The organism is Shewanella colwelliana (genome assembly GCF_001735525.1).
Taxonomy (GTDB): Bacteria; Pseudomonadota; Gammaproteobacteria; order Enterobacterales; family Shewanellaceae; genus Shewanella; species Shewanella colwelliana.
This window is the reverse complement of the sequence record NZ_MCBT01000037.1, coordinates 1-24,227: the sequence shown is the minus strand read 5'-3', so window position 1 is coordinate 24,227 and position 24,227 is coordinate 1. Positions and strand designations below refer to the sequence as shown.

Below are 24,227 nucleotides of genomic sequence, written 5' to 3'. Positions count from 1 at the left end.
AGTATTAGCAAGGCTTGTCCAGCCAATCGGCGTTTTATCTGTAAAAAATAGTGAGATGTAACTGAACTGTATTTAAGTTTACTGTGTAACTGTGAATTACGATACAAAAGGTAAGGTTATCGCGCACAGTTATTGGGCAACTAGATGAATATTTATTAAAAAAGGTGACAATGATCCCAAATAGCTTGTGTCCAGCGAATGACTGCCTATAATGCTTTTTAGTTCATAATTAAAAGCTTTTTCAATCCATAGATGGAGATATAAAATGAGCGTATTAGTAGGCCGTCCGGCCCCTGATTTTACTGCTGCAGCGGTTCTTGGTAACGGCGAAATCGTAGACAGCTTTAACCTAAGCGAAGCAATCAAAGGTAAAACTGCTGTTGTATTCTTCTACCCACTTGATTTCACTTTCGTTTGCCCATCTGAATTGATCGCTTTCGATCACCGCATGGATGAGTTCAAGAAGCGTGGCGTTGAAGTGATTGGTGTTTCAATTGACTCTCAGTTTACTCACAATGCATGGCGTAATACCCCAGTAGACAAGGGTGGTATTGGCCAAGTTCAATACACGCTTGTGGCTGACGTTAAGCATGAAATCTGTAAGGCCTATGACGTTGAACATCCAGAAGCTGGTGTTGCATTCCGTGGTTCTTTCCTTATCGACAAAGAAGGTCAAGTTCGTCACCAAGTGGTTAACGATCTTCCACTAGGTCGTAACGTTGATGAAATGATCCGTATGGTTGATGCACTTCAGTTCCACGAAGAGCACGGTGATGTTTGTCCTGCTGGTTGGGAGAAAGGTGACAAAGGTATGGATGCAAGCCCAGAAGGTGTAGCTTCTTACCTCACTGATAATGCAGACACACTATAATCATTTGATTTAGTGAGCTGTATTTAAAAGCCGCGATTATCGCGGCTTTTTTGTGCCATTTTTATCTTATTTTTGCATTGCAAGGCTTGCTCTTAAGCAAGACGGTTGGTATATCTAAAGCATGTTGTTAACGGTTTGTGAGATGCCATATTGAAACTAAACACCGTATTGCTATTTAGTTTATTGTTGATCAGTCAACAAGTATGGGCTGAAACGACACTGTCTTACAATGTGTCAGGCTCAAGTAGCTGGTACCCTTATTACATCAGTGAAACCGCAGATCGTCCCGGAATTCTTGGTGAATTAGTCCCGCAAATATTTGCTAAAGCAGGGATTAAATTAAAGAAAAAGAAACTTCCACCTAAACGCACTAATAGCGCGTTAGAGACTGGTCAGCTAGATTTTGACGTGGTCAGCCCTAGCTGGTTTGAACATCAAGACTTAGGTGAGTTATTTGTCCAATCTGATCCCCTGTTTCCAATCAAAGAACATATTATTGTTTTAAATGAAAATGTGACCGAATGGCAGTCAATCACCAAGATAAAAAATCAACAGATTGGCACAGTACATGGTTACCTTTATCACGACGATGATCAATTTATGCGGATAGATTTTAAGTCTGAACGCGAGTTGGTGATGGCCCTGAAAAAGCAACGTGTGGCCGCTGCGATATCGGGCGACCTCACCGCGCTTTATTGGGCAAAAGAGCTAAATATAGGCATTGGCTTGGCCGCTTTACACTCAGATGGGGAGTTAGTGGTCAGGATCAGGAAAGAACATGAACAGCTATTGCCACAGATTAATCAAGCCATAGCGATGTTAAAGCACAATGGTGCGATTGATGCGATAGTCGACAAATATGTGTCAAGGTCACCCACTCATAAACCAGTGAGTGACGTCTCGGTCAATAACTAGGCTTCAATTTCGTCATCTTGCGCGATAGGCCAGCCTCCTAAGGCTTTCCATTTATTGACGATATGACAGAATAACTCGGCAGTACGCTCAGTGTCATACAGTGCCGAGTGAGCTTCTTTATTATCAAAATCGATACCCGCGATAGCGCAGGCTTTGGCCAACACAGTGTGACCAAGCGCCAGTCCTGACAGGGCTGCGGTATCAAAGGTGGCAAAAGGGTGAAACGGCGTGCGTTTTAATCCAACACGGTCGATAGCTTTAGTCACAAAGCCATGATCAAAAGCCGCGTTATGGGCGACAATAATACTACGGTGACAACCGCTGTTTTTCTGCGCTTTTTTAACTTCTTTAAATATCTCTAAAAATGCCTCTTTCTCAGACACCGCGCCGCGTAACGGGTTCGTGGGATCAATGCCATTAAAGGCTAGCGCTTCAGGCTCTAAATTAGCTCCCTCAAAAGGTTCGATATGAAAATGCAGGGTTTTATCTAAGACTAAATCCCCCTCATCATTCATCTTTAGCAGGGTGACAGCAATTTCAAGCAACGCATCGGTCTGGGCGTTAAAGCCTGCAGTTTCTACATCGATAACCACGGGGAAATAGCCCCTAAAGCGGTGGTTTAGTTTATTGGCGTCGCAAATATCGCTCATCAAAATATCCAAATAATTAGTCAGTGGCTATTATGAAGTATCTAGCGTTACCTTGTCATGTTTGATTGGCTAATATATAAGCTAAAGGAATGCTTAAAGAGGCCGATAGGGTTAAGTAACACATTTAATATGAGTGATTGTCTATGTTGGGTAGGGTGCTATTTGCTGTAACAGGATTACTGGTCGCGGGCTTGCCTATGCTCGCCAATGCCGAGTTGCGCCATTATGTTGCATCATTAGAGCAGTCTCAGTGGCGATTGAGTGACAATACCCCTATCGTATGTCGTCTTGAGCATGAGATCCCCTCATACGGTAAAGCGGTATTCACCAGTCGTGCAGGCAAAGATCATGACTTAAATTTTACTCTCGATATGTGGGTAAAACCTGATGAAGTGACTAATGCAAAATTGATGAGTATGGCTCCATCCTGGCGTCCAGGACTGTTATCAAAACCGATTACTGAACTCACTTATCAAAAGTATTTTAGTGGAGAAGTCCCTAAAAATGCCGCGTGGTCTATGCTCAATGAGCTAGAGCGTGGCATGCAGCCTACCTTTTATTATTCAGATTGGTATAACCGGTCGAGTAAAGTTGCCGTGGGGTTATCAGCAGTGAATTTTGGTCGTCAATATTCTGAGTTTCGCTCCTGCCTGGCTAATCTTTTACCTTATAGTTTTGAGGATATTGCGTTTACCGTTCTAACCTACCAAGCTGGTGGTACGGAATTGACTCGCTACGCTAAAGCGCAGATTGCGAAGGTACAAGAATACTTGGCTTACGATCCAGAAGTAGAATTGGTGCTTATTGATGCCTATACCGATAGCTACGGTGGTCGTTCTGTTAACCAGAAGGTGTCTGAGAAACGTGCAGACTCGGTTAAGCAGTTTTTCCTGTCAGCTGGCATTCCTCAAGAGCGTATCCACACCGAAGGACATGGTGAGCGCCGTCACGTTGCCTCAAATGCCACGATTGATGAACGATCGCGTAACAGGCGAGTTGTCATTAGGTTAAGTAAGCCACTTTAACTCGCAAGCGACATACCAATCAGCCCCGCTATAAAGCTGGGCTTTTTTGTGGGTCACTTTCCTTCAGGTAAAAAAAAGCCCACTTAATACTAAGCGGGCCGCAAATAATATATTGCAATCAACAAATTGAAGGAAGGAAGTCAAGCATAAGAACCAGGGATAGATTCACGTGCCTCGCACACAAATCTGGAGTTCTTGTTTTCAAATCTGCTGGGAGCAGACACTTCCTGAAAACAGGGCGAATTATAGGGTCAGACCTTTATACCGTCCAACTAAAAAAATTCCTGAAATTGATTACTTTTACTAATGAATGGGCGGGGCTGTATTTTGGGCAGATTCACTAATAATGCTTGTTTGCGAGTGGTTAAGCAGATTCCATGCATAATTTGACGGTTTAATTAATTCATCCATGTTAGTTTTTTATTAACGTTTACACCTTGGACTCGATTTGATGAATTTTTTTAACCCGTTGCGCAGTTTTTTTTTACTTGTATAGTACTTCGTTAATGGGACGGCGTTCACATTACAAGATGAATAATAAATAGATAACCAGGACGGCAATAGATGGCTCTAAAAGCGATTATCTCTAAACAACACCTGCTTATTGCAGGGCTTGGGTTGACATTAATGGGATGTCAGCACAACAGCGCAACTGTTGAACAATCAACGCAGGCAGTTTCTGCAACAGGCGTAGTGGAAACAATCCATGGCGTAGAGGTGGCAGACCCATACCGTTTCCTTGAAGAGGAAACTGATGCGACCCATCACTGGGTGAAGCAGCAACAGCTTGCTGGTCAAGCGTATTTGGCCAAGATAGACAACAAGCAAGCGATTGTTGACCGTATTACCGAACTGTGGAATTTCGAGAAAGTGACGGCCCCCTCTGAGCATGGTGACAACACCTTCTTCTACCGCAATGATGGCTTGCAGGCTCAATCTGTGCTTTACGTTAAAAATAGTGCTGGCGAAGAGACCGTTGCGTTAGATCCTAATGGCTTTTCTACCGACGGTACAGTGGCCTTAAGTGGTGTGTCTGTCAGTGGCGACGGCAAAACAATCGCTTACGGTGTGTCTAAATCGGGTTCAGATTGGCAGCAATGGCAGTTTGTCGATGTTGCTACAGGCAATAAACTGAGCGACGAGCTCAAATGGATTAAGTTTTCCAGTGCTGAGTGGAGCAAGGACAACCAAGGCGTTTATTACTCTCGATATGATGCGCCAGAGGGCGGTAATCTGTTAGCTGATGTCAATTTCAACCAAAAAGTGTACTTTCACAAATTGGGGACCAGTCAGTCGCAAGATGTATTGGTGTATGAACGTCCTCAAAATAAAGATTGGGGGTTTGGGGCAGAAGTCTCTGAGAAGGGCGATTACCTGCTGATTTCTATATCTCAAGGTACCGATAGTCGCAACCGCTTCTTTTATAAGTCGCTCAACGATGCTAATGGCAAAGTTGTAGAGTTGATTGTTGATCTGGAAGCTGAATACAGTTTCTTGGGCAATGACAAGTCAGTGTTCTATTTTAAGACTGACTTAAATGCACCCAACGGTAAAGTGATTGCCATTGATGTGAATCGTCCCGCAAAGGCAAATTGGAAAACCATTATTCCAGAGTCTCAAGATCCCATTAGCAATATAGCGATTATTAATGATCACTTAGTTGTTAGTTACTTGCATGATGTATTAGGTCAATTGTCGATATTTAGCATGGATGGCGTTAAACGTCAGGATGTCGATCTACCGGGGAAAGGTAAAATAGCGGGCCCTTACGGTAAACGTAGCAAAGATTACTTCTACTACACCTTTAATAGTTACGTTCAGCCTCAGACAACCTATAAGTTTGATTTCAAAACAGGGAAGTCAAGTTTATATGCCAAGCCAACAATCTCTTTTAACCCTGATGACTATGTTTCTGATCAAGTCTTCTACACCAGTAAAGATGGTACTCGTGTGCCGATGATGGTGTCTTATAAGAAGGGGTTAAAGCTAGATGGTAATAACCCGACACTTTTATACGCCTATGGTGGTTTTGCCATTTCGCTAACTCCTCGTTTCAGCCCTGCCAATATTGCTTGGATGGATATGGGGGGGATTTATGCGGTGCCTAACCTTCGTGGTGGTGCCGAATATGGTGAAAGCTGGCATCAAGCGGGGATGTTCGATAAGAAACAGAACGTATTTGATGATTATTATGCGGCGGCCGAATACTTGATTGATAACAAGTATACTAATAGCAAAAAACTTGGTGCCTATGGACGTAGTAACGGTGGCCTCTTGATGGGTGCAGCCCTAACACAGCGCCCAGAGCTTTTTGCAGCTGTTCTTCCAGCGGTTGGTGTGCTGGACATGTTGCGCTTCCATAAGTTCACCATTGGTTGGGCATGGACCAGTGAATATGGCAGTGCCGATGTTGCTGAGCAGTTCCCAGCATTGCTGGCTTATTCGCCTTACCACAACATTAGTGAGCGGGCGTATCCAGCGACTATGGTCATGACTGCCGATCACGATGATCGTGTGGTGCCGCTGCATAGCTTTAAATTTGGAGCCTTGTTACAAGATAGGCAAAAAGGTGATGCGCCAGTGATTATGCGTATCGAATCTAAAGCGGGTCACGGTGCGGGTAAGCCAACCTCTATGAAAATCGATGAGTTTGCCGACATCTACAGCTTCTTGTGGCACAACTTTGGATTGAAGGTGCCAGCCCAAATAGGCCAATAATCGTCATTGATGTTAAAAAGGGAAGTATTAACTTCCCTTTTTTATTAACAAAATTTTATGAAGTTAGTGAGACGTGACGTTATAGGAGCCATTCACAATTGCTCGCGCTCTAGGTATAGTAGGCCTCTATTTTATCCAATGCTGGGCATGTAGATTTAATGTTCCGATGGCCGATATTTGTTTATTACGAAGATACCGATGCTGGTGGCGTTGTGTATCACTCCAACTATCTCAACTTTTTTGAGCGCGCTCGCAGTCAGTGGCTAAAGCACATGGGCGTAAAGCAAACCCAACTGCTTAATGACGATATTGCTTTTGTGGTGAAAAAGGCTGAATTGGATTTTAAAGTCGCAGCACGATTTGAGCAGGACCTTTTTGTCGAAACTGAGGTCATACAGTTGAAGAGAGCGTCATTACTGTTTCGCCAGCGTTTGGTTGATGATGATGGATTGCTATATTGCGAAGGGCAAGTTTTAGTGGCATGTGTTGCATTGTCGCAGATGAAGCCTAGAGCCATTCCCCAAAATATTGTTCAGGAGTTTGATGGTGGAAGCTGATATTTCTTTTGTTAGTCTTTTTTTACAGGCAAGTTTGTTAGTTAAATTTGTCATGCTGACGCTGTTAGCACTATCTGTTGTGTCATGGGCGGTTATTATTCAACGTCGTCGTCTTCTGACTACCGCTAGAGAGCGCTCACTTAAATTTGAAGACAAGTTTTGGTCGGGTGTCGATCTTAATAAGTTGTATAAAGAGTTAGCGGCACGCCAAGACAGTAATACGGGTCTCGAAGCGCTGTTTTTTACCGGCTTTAAGGAGTACGCACGTTTAAACAAGCTCAACGGCAAAGTGCCTGCAGCGGTGATGGACGGTAGTTACCGAGCGATGCGGGTTTCGCTATCACGTGAAATGGAAAAGCTTGAAACTCATTTACCTTTATTGGCTACCATTGGCTCAACCAGTCCTTATATCGGTTTATTTGGTACCGTATGGGGGATCATGAACTCCTTTATTGCGCTTGGCGCCGTTGAAAATGCCACACTAGCCATGGTTGCCCCAGGTATTGCCGAGGCATTGATTGCAACGGCCATGGGCTTGTTTGCTGCGATTCCCGCGGTTATTGCCTATAACCGTTTTTCGACTCAAGTTGATAAAATTGAGATGTCATACGCGAACTTTATGGAAGAGTTTTCGAGTATCTTGCATCGTCAAGCATATAGCGAGAAGGAAGAGATATAATGCAGCAAGGTTATCAGCGTAAGCGGCGCCGCCCGGTAGCTGAGATCAACGTTGTACCCTATATCGACGTGATGTTAGTACTGTTGATCATTTTTATGGTCACGGCGCCCATAGTGACCCAAGGGGTTAAAGTTGACTTGCCGCAAGGGGCTGCTGAGGCATTACCTGCAGACAGCAAACCACCTGTGGTGGCTTCAATTGACGCCGATGGGGATTACTATCTCGATGTTGGCAGCAGTAGCACTAAAGAGACATTGGATTTAGAAGAGATTGCTACCCGTGTTGCAGCGATTATCCAGTTAGAGCCAGAGCGCCCCGTGGTGGTTAAAGCTGACAGAACGATTGCTTATGAAAAGGTGATTCAATTGATGGTGACGCTGCAAGGTGCAGGGGTGCCGTCGGTAGGCTTGATGACAGACTCACCTGAGGAGTAGATGGGTGGCAGCTAAATCAGATTTTACAATACCATTGGTTATTTCAGCGACTATTCATATTGGTGTGATAGTTGTTGTGGCCATGGGTGTCGATTTCGATGAAAAGCCTAAAGTGGTCCCTCAAGTTAGTGCTCCAGCGGTGCAAGCTGTGGTGGTCGACCAGAAGCAGGTTACTCAATATGCCGAGAAGCTTAAAGCTGAAAAACGCGAAGCTGAACGCAAAGAGAAAGCGCGTCAAGATGAGTTAGATCGAAAAGCCCGCGAGGCAAAACAAGCCCGTGAGCGTGAGCAAGCAAAGATTAAAAAGCTTGAGCAACAGCGTAAGCAAAAAGAGATTGAAACGCAAAATGCAGCTGCTGCAGCCAAGGCCGCGCAGTTGAAGCAAAAACAGGAAAAAGAGAAAGCGGCCCAAGCCGAAGCTCAGCGTAAAAAGAAAGAAGCGGAGCGTAAAGCCTCTGAAGAAGCAGCAGCTAAAGCTGAGGCCAAACGCAAGCAAGAGGAAGCCGCAGCGAAAAAAGCCGCTGATGAACGCAAACGTAAAGAGGAAGCTGAGCGTAAGCGAAAAGCGGAAGAGCAGGCGCGTTTAGAACAAGAGCGGATGATGCAAGAGGCATTAGCTGCCGAACAAGCCGCGTTGTCGCAAACCCGTAATAAGCAGGTTGTCAGCGAAGTACAGCGTTATACGTCGATGATCCGAGCGACTATTCAGCGTAATTTAGTGGTAGACGAATCTATGCGGGGGAAAAGTTGCCGTGTATTTGTTCGTTTAGCCAAAGATGGATTTGTCACCGGTAGTGAAATTTTATCTGGTGATCCGGTTGTTTGCCGAGCGACTAAAGCGGCGATTAACAAGGCGGGTCGATTGCCTGTCTCACAAGAAGCTGATGTTTATAATAAGCTAAAAGAGATAAATTTAACCGTTCAACCGGAATTTAATTAAAGGGGTTTCATGAAAGTTTTCGGGAAATGGCTCATCTTAGGGCTGATGTTTTGCACTTTACCAGCGAAAGCGGCATTAGATATTGTGATCACCGAAGGGGTTGATGCCGCTCGTCCAATCGCGGTGATTCCGTTTGTTTGGCAAGGCGCGACACCAATGTCACAGCAGATCTCTGACGTGGTGATGTCAGATTTAGCGCGCAGCGGTACCTTTAAACCTATTGATGAGCTTGGGTTACCCCAGCGCAATATCAGCACTGTCGCTAACTTTGACGTAAAAGCCTGGTCTGGCGTTGCGGCAGAGGCGGTTGTGATGGGCTCGGTCAAACCCTTTGGCCCAGATCAATATCTCGTTAATTTTGAATTGATTGATTTGGTTAAAGCACAAATGCAGTCAAATGGCCCCACTGCAAAAGCTGAATACCTTATCGACAGTCGCGAAACCGTGATCACGGCTGCTCAGTTTAGACAGTATGGCCATAGGATCAGCGATATCGTTTATGAAAAACTGACTGGTGTACGTGGCGCATTTTTAACACGTATTGCCTATGTGGTTGTTGACCATCAAGAAAAATCACCGTACAAATTGATGATTGCGGACTATGACGGTTATAACGAGCAGATGTTATTGCGCTCCCCAGAGCCGTTAATGTCGCCAACCTGGTCACCAGATGCTCGTAAATTAGCGTATGTAAGTTTCGAGAACAAAAAAGCCGAAGTATTTGTTCAAGATATTTACACTCAGCAGCGCGCTAAAGTCACCAGCTTTCCAGGCATAAACGGTGCGCCGTCGTTTTCACCTGATGGTCGAAAATTAGCGGTGACCTTATCTAAAGATGGTCAGCCAGAAATTTATGTAGTTGATATAGAAACTAAGGCGATTAAGCGCGTGACCAACCATTATGCTATCGATACCGAAGCCTCTTGGACACCAGATGGTCAATCTTTAATCTTTACCTCTGAACGTGGCGGCCGTCCGCAACTGTATCAAGTCATGCTGGCTTCGGGTAAAGTGACGCGACTTACTTTTGAAGGCGAGTGGAACCTAGGCGGTTCAATTTCACCTGACGGACGCAGTATGGTGTTTGTAAACCGCACCAACGGTAAATTTAATATTGCAAGAATGGATTTAGAAACCCGCTTTATGCAGGTACTGACTACCACGCGCCTTGATGAATCACCAAGCGTTGCGCCTAATGGCACTATGGTCATCTATGGCACCACCTATCAGGGCAAGCAAGTATTAGCGGCAGTCTCTATGGATGGACGTTTTAAGGCAAGACTGCCAGTCGGTCAAGGGGAAGTAAAATCACCCGCTTGGTCACCTTTTTTATAATTAGAATTTAGTAAGGATGTAAACATGGATCTTAACAAGCTGTTTAAAGCTATGGTCGTAGCACTGCCTATTATGGCGATCAGTGCATGTAGCTCTACCTCTGAATCTGAAACTGACGCAACCAGCTCTATGGGCGGTAGCGAAAGTGGTCAGGTCGTCTCTGGCGGTGGTGTCGAAACCGGTGGTGTCGCGCCAATCCTGACACCAGAAGAGCAGCAGCGTCTTAAGTATCAAGAGCTACGTAAAGAGCATATCATCTACTTCGATTTTGACCGCAGTTCAGTATCATCAGAGTTCTCAGAAGTGCTTAACGCCCACGGTGATTATCTATCTGAACATCCAAATGTTCGCGTGATGATTGAAGGACATGCTGATGAACGCGGCACGCCAGAATACAACATCGCGTTAGGTGAACGTCGTGCAAAAGCCGTTGCTAAGTATTTACAGAGCATGGGTGTGTCACCAAGCCAAATGAGCATTGTTAGCTATGGTGAAGAGAAACCATTAGACTTTACGCGCACAGACGATGGCTTTGCTAAGAACCGTCGCGCAGTACTCGTTTACTAAAAAAGGATTTCGATAGGGTTAACTATGAAAAAAGCCGTACTTACCGCGGCAATTCTGATGAGTGTTGGTGTAGCGGTAGCTGCACCAGCGCCTGTAGAAGATATTGCTGGTGGTTCAACTGACGATAGAGTTGCGCGTTTAGAGCGTATGCTTAAAGCAAAGCAGGCGAGTGAATATGAAACGCAACAACGTTTAGACACTTTGCAGCAGGAAGTATTAGATCTTCGTGGTTTAAGTGAGCAGCAAAACTATCAAATAAGTCAGATGTTGCAGCGTCAACGCCAGCTTTATGAAGATATTGCTAATCTTACTAGCAGTAAAGCCGCAGCGGCTGCCACGGTAACAACGTCTGACAGTTCAGGGCCTTCATCTTCATTGGGTGAAACAGCAAGCTATGAGCGTGCGGTTAATTTAGTGCTCAAAGAACGTAAGTATGATGAAGCAATCCCAGCATTTCGTGACTTCATCAAACAGTACCCAGAGTCAACTTATGCTGCCAATGCTAACTATTGGTTAGGACAGCTACTGTACAACAAAGGTGAACTGGCTGATGCTGCTAACGCTTTCGATACAGTCGTTAAACAGTTTAATGATTCAAATAAGCGCGGTGACAGTCTCGTTAAGTTAGGTATGATCGCAGAGAAGCGTTCGGACAGTGCGAAGGCGAAGGTTTATTATCAACAAGTTGTTAAAGAATATGCGAATAGTGCTGCTGCTCGAATCGCTAAACAACAGTTGGCGGGTCTTTAATCTGTAATTAACCAAAAAACATACTCTTAGTCTGTTTTTCATGCAAACAATAAAAAATGGGAAATTTGCACTTGCATGAGAAGATGAAAAAGGTATTATAGGCGCCCTCAGAGCGGCACAGTCGTTTGAGACACTAAATCAGCAAGATTTAGTCGTTAGATGGGTCGTTAGCTCAGTTGGTAGAGCAGTTGGCTTTTAACCAATTGGTCGAAGGTTCGAATCCTTCACGACCCACCACTTTATCTACAAGTGGTTAAACAAGTAGAAACCAGCGGGTCGTTAGCTCAGTTGGTAGAGCAGTTGGCTTTTAACCAATTGGTCGAAGGTTCGAATCCTTCACGACCCACCACTTTCTATTTGTCTCGTTTTCGATAAAAAGTCCCTGTTTAATTTTTCTGGTTAGCATCAGTCTGTGTGGTTAACGCAAAGCAGCCGTTGGCATTACTCTTTGCAGCACATTGATCGAAGGCTCGAATCCTTCCTGGCCCACCACTTTCAATTTGTCTCGTTTTCGATAAAAAGTCCCTGTTTAATTTTTCTGGTTAGCACCAGTCTGTTTGGTTAACGCAAAGCAGCCGTTGGCATTACTCTTTGCAGTACATTGATCGAAGGTTCGAATCCTTCCAGGCCCACTACTTTCTATTTGTCTCGTTTTCGATAAAAAGTCCCTGTTTAATTTTTCTGGTTAGCATCAGTCTGTGTGGTTAATGCCAAGCAGCCGTTGGCATTACTCTTTGCACCATATTGGTCGAGTCTTCGACTAATTCACTACCACAACACACTGAATTAGCGCTCGCTGTTAGACGTTTGTCTGATAGACGTTTTGCTAATGTTTCTTTTTTGTTAACTCCGTCATATTCATTATGATAATAATGATTAGGGAGAAAACAGATGAAACAAGCAAAACTATCACTGATAAGCGCTGCAACCTTGTTGGCTTTGAGCTCAACAGCTGTCGCTGGTGATACTGAGTTTAAGTTTGGTGGTTATGTAAAAGCGGATGTGATGTTTAGTGATTACAGCAATGGTGCCCCTGACTCAGGTAACCTATCGCGCCAATTTTACGTGCCAGGAACAATTTATGGTACGCCAGGTAACGGTGAGCAAGTGGTTGACTTTCAGGCCCGAGAATCACGGTTTAACTTTAAGACCAGTACCGATGTTGGTGGCCATAAACTCAGTGGTTTTATTGAACTTGATTTTATGACCCACGCAGATGGTAATGAGCGTGTCTCTAATAGTTACTCTCCACGTATTCGTCATGCATTTGTGAGTTTCGATAATTGGACTGTGGGACAAACGTGGTCGACATTCCAAAACCCAGGTGCATTGCCAGAAAACTTAGATTTTGTTGGTGCAGCCGAAGGTACGCCGTTTGTGCGTCAAACCCAGGTTCGTTATACCAATGGCGGCTTTCAGTTTGCCATAGAAAACCCAGAAACCACATTAACACCAAACGGTGGTGGCTCGCGAATGACGAGCGGTAGTGGCATGGTGCCAGATTTTGTCGCCCGCTATAACTTTAAGACTGAGGGAGGCGCTAAATTTACGGTTGCAGGTTTAGCGCGCCAACTGAATATTGAAAATGCAAGTTATGACTCGCAAACCATGGGCTATGGTGTGAGCTTTACGGGTGTGATCCCTGTGGGAAATGATGATATTAAGCTGTCAGCGACTGCTGGTGATGGTATGGGCCGTTATATGGCGCTTAACTATGCCAATGCCGGTGTATTAGATGCTAACGGCGATATCAAGACTATTAGTTCTTATGGAGGCTTTGCCTCCTATCGTCACTGGTGGAATGATAAGTGGCGCTCTAGCTTCACCCTGTCAGGGTTTAAGGCTGATAATGATGTCGCCTTAACGGGTGGATCGGTTAACGAGGAGTCTTACTCTGGATACATCAATTTACTGTATTCACCCGTTAAACCTATGACGGTTGGTGTTGAATATATGTATGCCGAGAACACTAAGCAAAATGGTGATAAAGGTGAGTTAAATCGAGTGATGTTCTCAGTGAAGTACGTACTTTAGAAATAATAAAAAAGGAGGCGTAAGCCTCCTTTTTTATACCTAACTTTGATTAAAGCAGGTTATTGTCACGTACATATTGTTCGAACTCAGTACAACCGCCGACATGAACTTGGTCTACAAAAATTTGCGGCACAGTTTCAACTGGCTTACCAACCGTTTTTTCAAGATCGGCCTTACTGATCCCTTCTGCGTGAATATCGACATATTTAAATTTAAAATCATCACGAGCTTCAACAAGTTGCTCTGATAACTGGACAGCTCTAACGCAGTACGGACAGCCTGGACGGCCAAAGATTACAACAAACATATAAGCTCCTGAAAAAGTAGTTCGGCTCTTTATACCATAGGCTTGAGCTGATTGCATATTCAGAATCAGACAAACTTATTCTCGCTGTGATACCGACCTTGATAATCAAAGAATCGTTCGACTAACTCCCAGCCTTTCTTGCCTTTTTTTAATAGAAGTAGATCGGGTTTTCTGAAGCTGGATTCAGCAGAAATAACATCCTCAATGGCCTTAAAATGTGGTTGCTTATAGCCTGGGGTACGCGTATGAGTGTGGACAAAAATCCCATAGAAGGCGCGGATTTGAGCCGGTGTTTCAAAATTAAAGTAACAGTTAAAATCATTTCCCTCACTATCGATATAGCGGACTTTTAATTTGTCCTTCTCTTTTTCTAACAGCATATCCTGGCAGCGAAATAGGTGGTGATGTTTCTGCTGTAATACCTCTTTCAGGCGCTTGTCTGGGTCTACCAGTACGCAGTCACAGTGCTGGCAGATTTTGGCTGCAATATCATTTTCCTCTCCACAATTTGGGCAAGATTTAGAGCGAAAGCGAAAGTCGCATTGCTGCTTAACATGATTTGTTTCAAGCACTGCTTGGCAACGTCGGCCAAAGTGTTCAATGAGGTCACCGTCATCATCGACTAATCCCCAAAACACATTGGCAAATTGGCACACAGGGCAGTGGACTTGTACTGGCACACTTTTGCTATTTGGCCGCACTTGGCCAACTTCAGGAAAAAATAGATCGTAGCCATTTGCGGCATAGTCGATGATTAAACAATCATGTTTGCCTTCACAAATTCGCAGCCCTCGACCGACCATCTGTTGAAATAGGCTGACCGATGCCGTCGGCCTTAATATGGCAATGAGATCGACATGGGGGGCATCAAAGCCTGTGGTCAGAACAGCAACATTAACCAAGTATTTAAGCTGACGTTGTTTAAAGCGATCAATGATAAGGTCTCTATCATCAGATGAGGTTGTGGCAGTAATTAATCCCGCTTGCTCACTGTCTAGTAGTGCCATGATCTCTTGCGCATGCCTAACGGTCGCGGCAAAGATGATAGTGCCTTGCTTATGTTGTGACAGTTCCACAATCTGTCTAGTGATAGCTTGGGTAGCCCGGCCTGCAACATTAAGGAGTGCGTTAACTTCCTGTTCGCGATACTCACCACTGTTTGAGGCTTGAAGATCACTGAAGTCGTACTGTGCGGATAGACCATCAAACAGTTTAGGTGTGGTTAAAAAGCCTTGTTTAATCAGCGGCCTCATTGGTAGCTCGAAAATACACTGTTCGAATGCGGGTTTGTCGGCATTTCCCATTTTGCCATGATAGTGGTGGCGATAAATCCAACCAGAGTCTAATCGGTAGGGCGTAGCGGTAAGGCCCAATAGTTTAAGCTGTGGGTTTTGTTGTATCAGGTGCTTTAGGAGTTGTTGATATTGGCTATCATCGGTTGAAGAGACCCGGTGGCATTCATCAATGATCACAAGCGAGTAGGGTTCATTAAACGCTTGTGGACTCTTTACCGCCGATTGAATGCTTGCAACCACCGTTTTATTGGTGGTTGATTTCTGCTTGAGTCCAGCTGAAAAGATACTCGCTTCATTAGTCAGTAGGCCGACTTTCTCTGCATTTTGGGCCACCAGCTCTTTGACATGGGTGAGCACTAACACTCGACCTTTCGCAATCCGAGCAAGCTCGGCAATGACAATACTCTTGCCTGCACCAGTCGGTAGGACGAGAACCGCCGAATCATTGCTGACTTTAAAGTGGTTGATAGCGGCATCAACCGATTGTTGTTGATAGTCTCGAAGTTGCACGTGGATTGATTTAATAGCTTAATATGAGCTACAGAATAACAGTGTGCTTTGGCGACGACCAGCAGTGGTGGCATAAAAAAGCCCCTCATTGGAGGGGCTAATAGAATCATTTTTGTTTCATCGCTCAGTGATTATTCGCTGCGGTTAAGTCTGCTTTCAATCAAGGTGTCGATAACCGCAGGATCAGCCAAGGTTGATGAGTCACCTAAGTTGGTCACCTCATTGGCTGCAATCTTACGCAAGAAGCGGCGCATAATTTTTCCTGAACGAGTTTTAGGTAACCCACCTGCCCATTGAATAAGATCTGGTGTTGCCAATGCGCCAATCTCTTTACGTACCCACTGGCGTAGTGCTTGACGAAGCTCTTCACTCTCTACAGTGCCCTTAGTTAGCGTGACGTAAGCGTAGATGCCTTGACCTTTAATGTCATGGGGGTAACCCACAACGGCGGCTTCAGCAACATGCTCGTGAGCCACCAAGGCGCTTTCAACTTCTGCGGTCCCTAAGCGGTGACCCGATACGTTAATCACATCATCAACACGGCCCGTGATCCAGTAGTAACCGTCTTCATCTCGGCGGGCACCGTCACCGGTAAAGTACATGCCACGGAAGGTTTTAAAGTAAGTTAAGGCAAAACGGTCATGATCGCCAAACACGGTACGCATCTGGCCTGGCCATGAATCGAGAATGACTAAGTTACCTTCGGTCGCGCCGTCAACGATGTTCCCCATGTTGTCGACCAATGCAGGCTGTACACCAAAGAATGGGCGGGTGGCAGAGCCAGGTTTTGTGTCGGTTGCGCCCGGCAGAGGACTGATCAGAATGCCGCCCGTCTCAGTTTGCCACCAAGTATCGACAATTGGGCACTGTTCGTGACCAATGACCTCATGGTACCAACGCCATGCTTCAGGGTTAATGGGTTCACCTACCGAACCCATTATGCGCAATGAGCTGCCATCGAAGTTATCAAATTGCTCTTTGCCTTCAGCCATCAAGGCACGAATAAGCGTGGGAGCTGTATAGAGAATATTGACCTTATGACGGTCGACCATTTCACCTAAACGGGCTGGGGTGGGATAATTAGGTACGCCTTCATGGATAAGTACCGTTGCACCGTTTGCTAGTGGACCGTACACCATATAAGAGTGCCCCGTGATCCAACCGACATCGGCGGTACACCAGTAGACTTCACCCTCTTTGTAGTCAAAGACATACTCATGTGTCATCGACGCATAAACCATGTAACCACCCGTGGTGTGTAACACTCCTTTAGGGTTACCGGTTGACCCTGAGGTGTAAAGCAAGAAGAGGGGATCTTCCGCGCCCATCTCTTCTGGGATACAGTGCTCAGAAGCGGTATCCATTAGTGAGTTCCACTTAATATCACGACCTTCTACCCAGTTGACATCGTTGCCTGTGCGTTCATACACAATTACCTTTTCTACGCAGGTAACATCAGGATGCGATAATGCCTCATCGATATTGGCCTTGAGCGGAATGATGCGTCCACCACGTATACCTTCATCGGCGGTGATAACCACTTTTGATTTACCATCGATAACTCGCGATGCGATAGAATCTGGTGAGAAACCACCAAATACCACAGAATGAATAGCACCTATGCGGGCACAAGCTAACATGACAACGGCGGCTTCTGGCACCATTGGCATGTAAACTGTCACCACATCACCACGGCGTACGCCTTGGCTACGCAGGGCATTAGCAAACTTACACACTTCAGTGTGAAGCTCGCCATAGGTTAGGGTACGTTGATCGGCTGCGTCATCGCCTTCCCAAATGATAGCAACTTTGTCGGCACTTTTTTCTAGGTGTCTATCAAGGCAGTTAGCTGAGGCATTCAATGTGCCGTCATAAAACCAATTAATAGAGAGATTATGATCATCAAAAGAGGTTTTTTTCACTTTAGTGAAAGGCTTTATCCAATCGATGCGTTGGCCATGCTCTCTCCAGAAACCTTCAGGATTTACCACTGACTCCTGATACATTTTTTTGTATTGTTCTTCATTAATGTGTGCTTGGTTTGCTATGTCACTTGGAACTTTATAGAGAGACTGCGTACTCATCTGGAATCCTTTATTTCAATTGTGCGTGGTCAAAGTATGGAATGCTTAGGCTAGTGAGCTCTATTAGACCTTGGTCTAGTAAAAAAATATCCTTTATTTTTAGACTGTTGTGAATATATTAGCACTAGATTTACAAGCTCATTTAGCGCAGAATAATTAAAAAACAGGAAAATCGATGAATCTGACCATCATTGTGGGTGTGATTGCCGTTCTCTATGTCTCCTTGCTGTTTCTACTAGCGTGGGGGGCAGAGCGTTGGTTTGGCGGCATTACCAAGAAAATTCAAACATGGATTTATGGGTTGAGTTTGGCGGTATATTGCTCATCTTGGAGCTTCTTGGGCACTGTCGGTCAGTCGGCCCAGGATTTATGGTCGTTTCTGCCTATCTTTCTTGGGCCGATACTCATTTTTACCTTCGGCTTTGGGCTGTTGCGAAAAATGGTCATCGTCTCTAAGGCGCAAAACATCACCTCGGTGGCAGACTTTATTGCCGCACGTTATGGCAAGTCACAAACGATTGCCGCTATCGTTACCCTTATCGCGCTGTTTGGCATCATGCCCTATATTGCGTTGCAGCTTAAAGCCATGGTGTTCAGTCTAAACCTATTTCAACCAGACGATTCGCCTTACGACGGGGCGCGTGTCTCGTTAATTGTTACCGCTCTGCTGGCCATATTTGCCATCTTATTTGGCACACGAAAACTAGATGCTACAGAACACAACCCGGGAATGATGTTGGCGATTGCCTTTGAATCCTTGGTAAAGCTTGGCGCATTTCTACTGGTGGGGATAGTGGTCAGTTTTGGGGTGTTTGATGGTTTTGGCGATATCTGGCAGCAAGCCACTGAACGTGATTTGATCAGCCACCCCGAGTTGAGGCTCGAGAACCTGATGCCGCAATTATTGGTTGGGATGGCGGCATTTTTATGTATGCCGCGCCAATTTCACGTGATGATGGTGGAGTGTAGCGATGAAAACACCTTACTCAAGGCGAGATGGATGTTTCCGCTCTACCTGCTGTTGTTTGGATTGTTTGTTGCCCCGCTAGCGCTGGCTGGCAAAATTGTTTTGGGTGATAGCGTCGCTGCTGACACCTATGTCATCAATTTACCTCTGGCATTAGAGCAGCCTGTGGTGGCGGTGATCGCGCTACTTGGTACCTTATCGGCTGCAACAGGTATGGTTATTGTGGCCGTGGTGACGATTAGTGTGATGGTGAGCAATGAGTGGCTGGTGCCTCTGATGCTGCGCTCCGGTAAAATCCGCCAGAAAAACTTTAGCCAATTTTCACAGTTTCTCCTAAACGCACGGCGAATCGCTATCGTGCTGATTTTAGGCTTGGGTTATTTTAGTTACCTCAGTTTTATCGACAGCGACTCGTTATCAGCGCTGGGGATGCTCTCTTTTGGTGCCTTTGCGCAATTAGCCCCCGCCCTGATTGGTGGTATGTACTGGAAGCATGGTAACCGCGGTGGCGTGTATTTAGGTCTAATCGTTGGCTTTGGGCTGTGGTGTTACATCTTAGTGCAAGGGATAAGCGATACTCATGGCCTATTTGGTAGCGAGTTGCCGCTGCTTGATTCGATTAACCCCAATGTACGGGATATTTTAACAGCGTTATTGGCTAACCTGGCTTGCTATATTCTTGGTTCACTCTGGTTTAGGGCAGGGGTATCCGAACGTATTCAAGCCAGTGCATTTGTGACGCCCGGTCAGCTTAAAAACAACGCCAACCGCAAAAGCTCGCCTATTTCGCAGCAAGATCTCTTGATCTTGGCCAGCCGATTTGTCAGTCCCACTCGAGCTTACGAAAGTTTTTCCCGTTTCTCTGAAGAAGCAGTGAGAAGTGATAGTTGGCATAAAGTGGCGCCACCCGAGTTAATTGCCCACACCGAACATATGCTTGCTGGGGTTCTCGGGGGCTCTAGTGCATCTTTGGTGATGGACTCAGTGTTACAAGGGCGAGATCTGGCTCTTGATGAGGTATTTAACTTAGTCGATGAAGCTTCATCGAAAATCATTCTCAGCCAAGATATGTTGCGAGGCGCTATAGAGCACGCATACGAAGGGATGAGTGTGGTTGATAAAGAGCTAAACTTGGTGGCTTGGAACTATAAATACGCTGAACTATATGATTACCCAGAGGATTTTCTTCAGGCCGGGATGCCAATTGCCGATGTAGTGCGATTTAATGCGAAGCGAGGTTATTGCGGCGTTGGAGAAATAGAGGAGCAGGTCGCTAAGCGGGTTGAGCATATGCGTAACGGCAGTGCCCATGTGTCTGAGCGGGAACGCCAAGATGGTAAAGTGATCAAAATCCAAGGTAATCCAATGCCAAGTGGTGGTTTTGTCATGACCTTTACCGACATTACCCAATATCGGGCCCAAGCCAAGGCGCTGCAAGAGGTTAATGAGAACCTTGAGGCGCGCGTTAAAGAGCGCACCTATGAGCTGGCACTGCTCAATAGCCAACTGCTTGAGGCCAAGGCGCAAGAGGAAAATGCCAACGCGTCTAAGAGCCGATTTTTAGCCGCCGTCGGCCATGATTTAATGCAGCCATTGAATGCGGCAAGATTATTTACTGCGTCCCTAGCGCAATATCCAAATTTGGATCAGGAAGGGCGAACCACTCTGTCTCACGTCAATAGCTCATTAAAAATCGCCGGTGAACTGTTAACCGACCTTTTGGATATCTCAAAACTTGACTCCGGCATGGTCGATGTTAATCAAAGGGACTTCTCGGTAGCGGATCTGCTCGATGGACTAGCCGTAGAGTTTGATGCCATGGCGAAAGACTACGCGATCAAATTTTCTATGGTGCCAAGCAATGTCACTATTAGCTCAGATCTCTCCTTATTGCGCCGCGTATTGCAAAACTTTCTGACCAACGCTTACCGTTATGCCAAAGGTAATCGAGTGTTACTTGGCTGTCGTCATCGTCCGGGGGCGTTGGAGATTCAAGTTATTGATACTGGTTGTGGCATTGATGACAGAGAGGTGAGCGAAATCTTTAAGGAGTTTAAGCGCTTAGACAACCCACAGAGTAAAAGTGTCAGCGGCCTAGGGTTAGGTTTGGCGATAGCTGACCGTATTGCCAGAGTATTGCAACATGATATTCGTGTGGTATCTAAATTGGGCCAAGGTTCTTTGTTCTCAATCATAGTGCCTCTTGGCGAGAAGACCAACCTTGCCGCGCCCAAGAAGTCAAACATGGTGATGCAGCCGCTCGCGGGCGTAAAAGTCTTATGTATTGATAACGAAGAGGCGATTCTTGCTGGTTTAGAAAGCCTACTGAGTCGTTGGCAATGTGAGGTTATCTGCGCCACTGATTTGGCAGATGCGCGCATAAAATTGGGGTTAAAAGGGGTTGCTCCAGATATCGTGTTGGCCGACTATCATTTGGATAATGACCAAAATGGTGTGGATGCAATGGACGGTATCCGTGCACTTTATGGAGAGCACCTGCCTGGTATTTTGATCACAGCCAATACTCGTAAAGAGATTGTCGATGATGTGCAGCAGCGAGGCTACCATTACATGGCGAAGATGGTAAAGCCGGCCGCATTGCGCGCACTGATCTCGAGTTTAGTTAAATAGTTAAATGACAATTATTTGTAAGGTATAGCGCCTATTTTAAGGCGTATGGAGTCTAGAGTGAATCAAGTATTGTGTGATGGCATGCCCATCACTCCGAGTAAAATCGTCTGTGTGGGACGTAATTATGTTGAGCATATTAAGGAACTCAATAACGACGTTCCCGAGCAGATGGTGCTGTTTGTTAAACCTAATTCGGCAATTTCCTCGGTACTCATGAGTCACCACCAAGAACCACTGCACTACGAGGCCGAACTCTGTTTCATGGTGGCAGATGGCGCTTTTAAGGCTGTCGGCTTAGGGTTAGATCTTACTAAACGGCAATTACAAAGTGAGCTAAAAGCAAAAGGCCTGCCGTGGGAGCGCGCCAAGGCGTTTGATGGTTCTGCGCTGTTTAGTGAGTTTGTCACTATTGCCCAAGATAGCGATAAACTCTCCTTTACCCTGCATGTGGATGGGGCGTTGCGTCAACAGGGGGATATTGGGTTGATGATCCATAAACCCGATGCCATTTATAAAGAAATCAGCGAGTTTATGACACTCAACGATGGAGATATTGTAATGACTGGTACCCCAAAAGGCGTTGGAGTGATTAATGCTGAAGAGGTGTTCACGCTACAGATGCAACACAATGGCGGTACAAATATTGAGTCTCGTTGGCAGGCTCAGTAATTTTAACGCTCAGTCTAAGCCTGAGCCACTGCCACATTGCCAAGTTTCGATTTCAGCGTTAGCCAGATGATTTCATAGACACTTATCTTAGGAAGCGCATCTGATTTTAGCGATGCGCTTGAGCCATCTCTTTGTTGTTGACCATAGTTTGAACTTCTATATACTCAAATAACAAACACCTTTGTAAAAAATATAAAACAAAGCTTTCGCCGAGCAACTTAGGAGCCTTAATGTCATTACCGCGCTGCAATTCTTACTACAACGCCACCATCAACCAAGAAACTGATTTCGACCAACTACAAGGCGAGGTTGATGTTGACGTCGTTATTATTGGCGGTGGGTTTACTGGGGTAGCCACCGCCGTTGAGTTGTCGGAGCAAGGCTATCGAGTGGCGATTGTGGAGGCGAATAAAATAGGTTGGGGTGCAACGGGCCGTAACGGTGGGCAAGTTACAGGTAGCTTGTCTGGTGACGGTGCGATGACCAAACAATTGCGTAATCAAATTGGTAGCGAAGCAGAAGCATTTGTGTGGAACCTGCGCTGGCGTGGTCACGACATTATTAAAAACCGCGTGGCCAAATATGGTATCGATTGTGATCTTAAATTTGGCCACCTGCACACGGCTTATAAATTTGCTCATATGGGCGAAATGCAAAAGACTTTTGATGAAGGCGTGAACCGCGGCATGGGCGATGAACTGATTTTATTATCAAAAGCCGATATTCCTCAGTATTTAGACACGCCGCTTTATCATGGTGGCTTACTCAATAAACGCAATATGCATCTGCATTCGGTCAACCTATGTATTGGCGAGGCGAGGGCCGCAGTGGGCAATGGGGCGCAGATTTTTGAACACTCATCCGTATTGGATATTATTGAGGGTGATCGTCCCGTGGTGAAAACGGCCAAAGGGCAGATCACTGCTAATAGTGTGGTACTGGCGGGTAATGCTTACCATAAGTTAGCGCGCAAAAAATTAAGTGGTTTACTCTTTCCAGCATCGCTGGGTAACTGTGCCACGGTTAAGTTAGACTCAGCCCTGGCCAAGCAACTCAATCCTCATGATGTCGCCGTGTATGACAGTCGCTTTGTGCTCGACTATTACCGTATGACTGCAGACCATCGCTTAATGTTTGGCGGTGGGACTAACTATTCTGGCCGCGATTCAAAAGATGTGGCGGCAGAGCTTCGCCCCGCGCTGGAGCGCACCTTTCCCCAGTTAAAAGGGGTTGAGATAGAGTTTGATTGGACCGGTATGGCGGGTATTGTGGTTAACCGTATTCCACAGCTTGGTAAAGTCTCTCCCAATGTATTTTACTGCCAAGGTTATTCCGGTCACGGCGTGGCAACTTCGCATATTATGGGGGAGATCATGGCCGCAGCAGTGGTGGGGCAGCATAAAGAGTTTGACCTGTTTGCCAACATGAAGCAGATCCGCCTGCCTGTCGGCGAATGGTTGGGTAATCAAGGCATGGCGATTGGTATGCTGTATTACCGCATGATGGAGAATTTTCGCTAATTGACGCGATAGCTCGATCTTCGAATGAAGGTGTTGGCATTTTAGGTTTATAACATTTGGCTGAGTTGTTTTTATTTATTGATGGTAGCGTTAACCTTCATGGCAACCAATTGCCTGCAGCATGCCCATGCCTTTCGTGCAGGTATTTCGGTGGAACGCTGCAAGTATATCCCTATACGCTCGACGGTGGCATCCATGCCACCAACCCCCACCGCCATACCTACACCGACTTATATCTCTCTCCGATTTAGCCTTGTTCGTATCACTTGGCAATCAAAAGTTAAATCGTTTCTGGACAAAAATAAGCTGGCCTTCGAATGAAGGTGTTGGCATTTTTTGTGGTTTAACATTTGGCTGTTTTGGAATTGGAATTTGTGTTTAAAGTCGAATCTTCATTGTAGTTAAAAGCCTGCGGCTCGCTTATGTGTAGATACTGCTTCGGGACGCTATACGTCATCCTTGACCGCTTAACGAAAACATCCATGTTTTCGATACCCTCAGCCGCATCTACACAGGGTTATTTTATCTCTCCGATTTAGCCTTGTTCGTATCACTTGGCAATCAAAAGTTAAATCGTTTTTGGACAAAAGTGAGTTAGCAAACTCACCAAAGTAGTTATCGATGGGTTACTTCAAGTATGGGTAAACTTATCTAAAGCACAAAAAGAAAAGGTTGTCCTTCGGTAATCCCCCCGAAAAACCACGGTGTTCATAAGTAGAATTTTCTCGTAATCTGTAACTAGGAGATTCTCAATGAAAAAATCAAGATT

The 24,227-nt window shown here is 45.5% G+C and carries 19 protein-coding genes and 2 tRNA genes; 17 read left to right on the top strand and 4 right to left on the bottom strand.

What is annotated here, in order from left to right; all coding sequences use genetic code 11:
* Positions 1 to 265: 265 nt before the first annotated feature.
* Positions 266 to 871, top strand: a complete 606-nt coding sequence (locus BEL05_RS11655) for a peroxiredoxin (protein WP_028764069.1) — start codon at positions 266 to 268, stop codon at positions 869 to 871.
* 150 nt (positions 872 to 1,021) lie between these two features.
* Entirely contained in the window at positions 1,022 to 1,786 is a 765-nt protein-coding gene (locus BEL05_RS11650; protein WP_245686982.1) for a substrate-binding periplasmic protein, read from the top strand.
* Here the strand turns inward: BEL05_RS11650 and rnt are convergent.
* Entirely contained in the window at positions 1,783 to 2,436 is a 654-nt protein-coding gene (gene rnt, locus BEL05_RS11645; protein WP_028764070.1) for a ribonuclease T, read from the bottom strand. The two genes, BEL05_RS11650 and rnt, sit on opposite strands and share 4 nt — an antisense overlap.
* Before the next feature lie 143 nt (positions 2,437 to 2,579).
* On the opposite strand from rnt, the gene BEL05_RS11640 reads away from it, so the two are divergent.
* The 12 genes from BEL05_RS11640 (at position 2,580) to BEL05_RS11585 (ending at position 13,475) form a co-directional block, all read left to right on the top strand.
* A complete protein-coding gene (locus BEL05_RS11640; protein WP_081730693.1) occupies positions 2,580 to 3,461 on the top strand; it encodes a flagellar protein MotY in 882 nt (293 codons plus the stop codon).
* Positions 3,462 to 4,025: 564 nt separating this feature from the next.
* Positions 4,026 to 6,179 carry a prolyl oligopeptidase family serine peptidase gene (locus tag BEL05_RS11635; protein ID WP_069671269.1) on the top strand — a complete coding sequence of 718 codons (2,154 nt, stop codon included), beginning with the start codon at positions 4,026 to 4,028 and terminating at the stop codon, positions 6,177 to 6,179.
* Between the two features lie 158 nt (positions 6,180 to 6,337).
* Positions 6,338 to 6,736: a tol-pal system-associated acyl-CoA thioesterase gene (gene ybgC, locus BEL05_RS11630; protein ID WP_028764073.1), complete on the top strand. Its 399-nt coding sequence runs from the start codon at positions 6,338 to 6,340 to the stop codon at positions 6,734 to 6,736.
* The gene (tolQ, locus tag BEL05_RS11625) at positions 6,726 to 7,415 is read left to right on the top strand and encodes a protein TolQ (RefSeq protein WP_069671312.1); all 690 of its coding nucleotides are present in this window, start codon (positions 6,726 to 6,728) and stop codon (positions 7,413 to 7,415) included. Before ybgC ends, tolQ begins: the two co-directional genes overlap by 11 nt.
* Positions 7,415 to 7,849, top strand: a complete 435-nt coding sequence (tolR, locus tag BEL05_RS11620; RefSeq protein WP_028764075.1) for a protein TolR — start codon at positions 7,415 to 7,417, stop codon at positions 7,847 to 7,849. Before tolQ ends, tolR begins: the two co-directional genes overlap by 1 nt.
* A 4-nt stretch (positions 7,850 to 7,853) precedes the next feature.
* Complete coding sequence (gene tolA, locus BEL05_RS11615; RefSeq protein WP_028764076.1) at positions 7,854 to 8,789, top strand: cell envelope integrity protein TolA; 936 nt, start codon at positions 7,854 to 7,856, stop codon at positions 8,787 to 8,789.
* 9 nt (positions 8,790 to 8,798) lie between these two features.
* Complete coding sequence (tolB, locus tag BEL05_RS11610; protein ID WP_069671268.1) at positions 8,799 to 10,124, top strand: Tol-Pal system beta propeller repeat protein TolB; 1,326 nt, start codon at positions 8,799 to 8,801, stop codon at positions 10,122 to 10,124.
* 24 nt (positions 10,125 to 10,148) lie between these two features.
* On the top strand, positions 10,149 to 10,691 hold the full coding sequence (pal, locus tag BEL05_RS11605; protein WP_028764078.1) for a peptidoglycan-associated lipoprotein Pal: 543 nt from the start codon (positions 10,149 to 10,151) through the stop codon (positions 10,689 to 10,691).
* A 24-nt stretch (positions 10,692 to 10,715) separates the two neighbouring features.
* Positions 10,716 to 11,441 (top strand): tol-pal system protein YbgF, encoded by a 726-nt coding sequence (ybgF, locus tag BEL05_RS11600; RefSeq protein ID WP_069671267.1) that lies wholly within the window; start codon positions 10,716 to 10,718, stop codon positions 11,439 to 11,441.
* Positions 11,442 to 11,602: 161 nt separating this feature from the next.
* Positions 11,603 to 11,678 (top strand) — tRNA-Lys (locus tag BEL05_RS11595).
* Between the two features lie 36 nt (positions 11,679 to 11,714).
* Positions 11,715 to 11,790, top strand: a tRNA-Lys gene (locus BEL05_RS11590).
* 542 nt (positions 11,791 to 12,332) lie between these two features.
* On the top strand, positions 12,333 to 13,475 hold the full coding sequence (locus BEL05_RS11585) for a DcaP family trimeric outer membrane transporter (protein ID WP_028764772.1): 1,143 nt from the start codon (positions 12,333 to 12,335) through the stop codon (positions 13,473 to 13,475).
* A 49-nt stretch (positions 13,476 to 13,524) separates the two neighbouring features.
* On the opposite strand, the gene BEL05_RS11580 is transcribed toward BEL05_RS11585, so the two are convergent.
* The 3 genes from BEL05_RS11580 to acs form a co-directional block, all read right to left on the bottom strand.
* Entirely contained in the window at positions 13,525 to 13,782 is a 258-nt protein-coding gene (locus BEL05_RS11580) for a GrxA family glutaredoxin (protein WP_028764773.1), read from the bottom strand.
* A 65-nt stretch (positions 13,783 to 13,847) separates the two neighbouring features.
* Positions 13,848 to 15,593, bottom strand: coding sequence for a DNA repair helicase RadD (radD, locus tag BEL05_RS11575; RefSeq protein WP_500690799.1), 1,746 nt, complete (start codon positions 15,591 to 15,593; stop codon positions 13,848 to 13,850).
* A gap of 125 nt (positions 15,594 to 15,718) precedes the next feature.
* The gene (gene acs / locus BEL05_RS11570) at positions 15,719 to 17,671 is read right to left on the bottom strand and encodes an acetate--CoA ligase (RefSeq protein ID WP_069671265.1); all 1,953 of its coding nucleotides are present in this window, start codon (positions 17,669 to 17,671) and stop codon (positions 15,719 to 15,721) included.
* A gap of 175 nt (positions 17,672 to 17,846) precedes the next feature.
* Between acs and BEL05_RS11565 the strand changes: the two genes are divergently transcribed.
* The 3 genes from BEL05_RS11565 to BEL05_RS11555 all read left to right on the top strand — a co-directional run bounded on the left by BEL05_RS11565 (position 17,847) and on the right by BEL05_RS11555 (position 23,458).
* The gene (locus BEL05_RS11565) at positions 17,847 to 21,269 is read left to right on the top strand and encodes a hybrid sensor histidine kinase/response regulator (protein WP_028764776.1); all 3,423 of its coding nucleotides are present in this window, start codon (positions 17,847 to 17,849) and stop codon (positions 21,267 to 21,269) included.
* 57 nt (positions 21,270 to 21,326) lie between these two features.
* Positions 21,327 to 21,938, top strand: a complete 612-nt coding sequence (locus BEL05_RS11560; RefSeq protein WP_069671264.1) for a fumarylacetoacetate hydrolase family protein — start codon at positions 21,327 to 21,329, stop codon at positions 21,936 to 21,938.
* 230 nt (positions 21,939 to 22,168) lie between these two features.
* Complete coding sequence (locus BEL05_RS11555; protein WP_069671263.1) at positions 22,169 to 23,458, top strand: NAD(P)/FAD-dependent oxidoreductase; 1,290 nt, start codon at positions 22,169 to 22,171, stop codon at positions 23,456 to 23,458.
* The last annotated feature ends 769 nt before the right edge of the window (positions 23,459 to 24,227 follow it).

Excerpts from the sequence above, each read along its gene's own strand:
- rnt (WP_028764070.1), bottom strand. The coding sequence starts at position 2,436 with ATGAGCGATATTTGCGACGCCAATAAACTAAACCACCGCTTTAGGGGC.
- pal (WP_028764078.1), top strand. The coding sequence starts at position 10,149 with ATGGATCTTAACAAGCTGTTTAAAGCTATGGTCGTAGCACTGCCTATT.
- BEL05_RS11580 (WP_028764773.1), bottom strand. The coding sequence starts at position 13,782 with ATGTTTGTTGTAATCTTTGGCCGTCCAGGCTGTCCGTACTGCGTTAGA.
- tolR (WP_028764075.1), top strand. The coding sequence starts at position 7,415 with ATGCAGCAAGGTTATCAGCGTAAGCGGCGCCGCCCGGTAGCTGAGATC.
- BEL05_RS11565 (WP_028764776.1), top strand. The coding sequence starts at position 17,847 with ATGAATCTGACCATCATTGTGGGTGTGATTGCCGTTCTCTATGTCTCC.
- BEL05_RS11640 (WP_081730693.1), top strand. The coding sequence starts at position 2,580 with ATGTTGGGTAGGGTGCTATTTGCTGTAACAGGATTACTGGTCGCGGGC.
- BEL05_RS11585 (WP_028764772.1), top strand. The coding sequence starts at position 12,333 with ATGAAACAAGCAAAACTATCACTGATAAGCGCTGCAACCTTGTTGGCT.
- BEL05_RS11635 (WP_069671269.1), top strand. The coding sequence starts at position 4,026 with ATGGCTCTAAAAGCGATTATCTCTAAACAACACCTGCTTATTGCAGGG.
- ybgF (WP_069671267.1), top strand. The coding sequence starts at position 10,716 with ATGAAAAAAGCCGTACTTACCGCGGCAATTCTGATGAGTGTTGGTGTA.
- BEL05_RS11655 (WP_028764069.1), top strand. The coding sequence starts at position 266 with ATGAGCGTATTAGTAGGCCGTCCGGCCCCTGATTTTACTGCTGCAGCG.
- ybgC (WP_028764073.1), top strand. The coding sequence starts at position 6,338 with ATGTTCCGATGGCCGATATTTGTTTATTACGAAGATACCGATGCTGGT.
- BEL05_RS11555 (WP_069671263.1), top strand. The coding sequence starts at position 22,169 with ATGTCATTACCGCGCTGCAATTCTTACTACAACGCCACCATCAACCAA.
- tolB (WP_069671268.1), top strand. The coding sequence starts at position 8,799 with ATGAAAGTTTTCGGGAAATGGCTCATCTTAGGGCTGATGTTTTGCACT.
- acs (WP_069671265.1), bottom strand. The coding sequence starts at position 17,671 with ATGAGTACGCAGTCTCTCTATAAAGTTCCAAGTGACATAGCAAACCAA.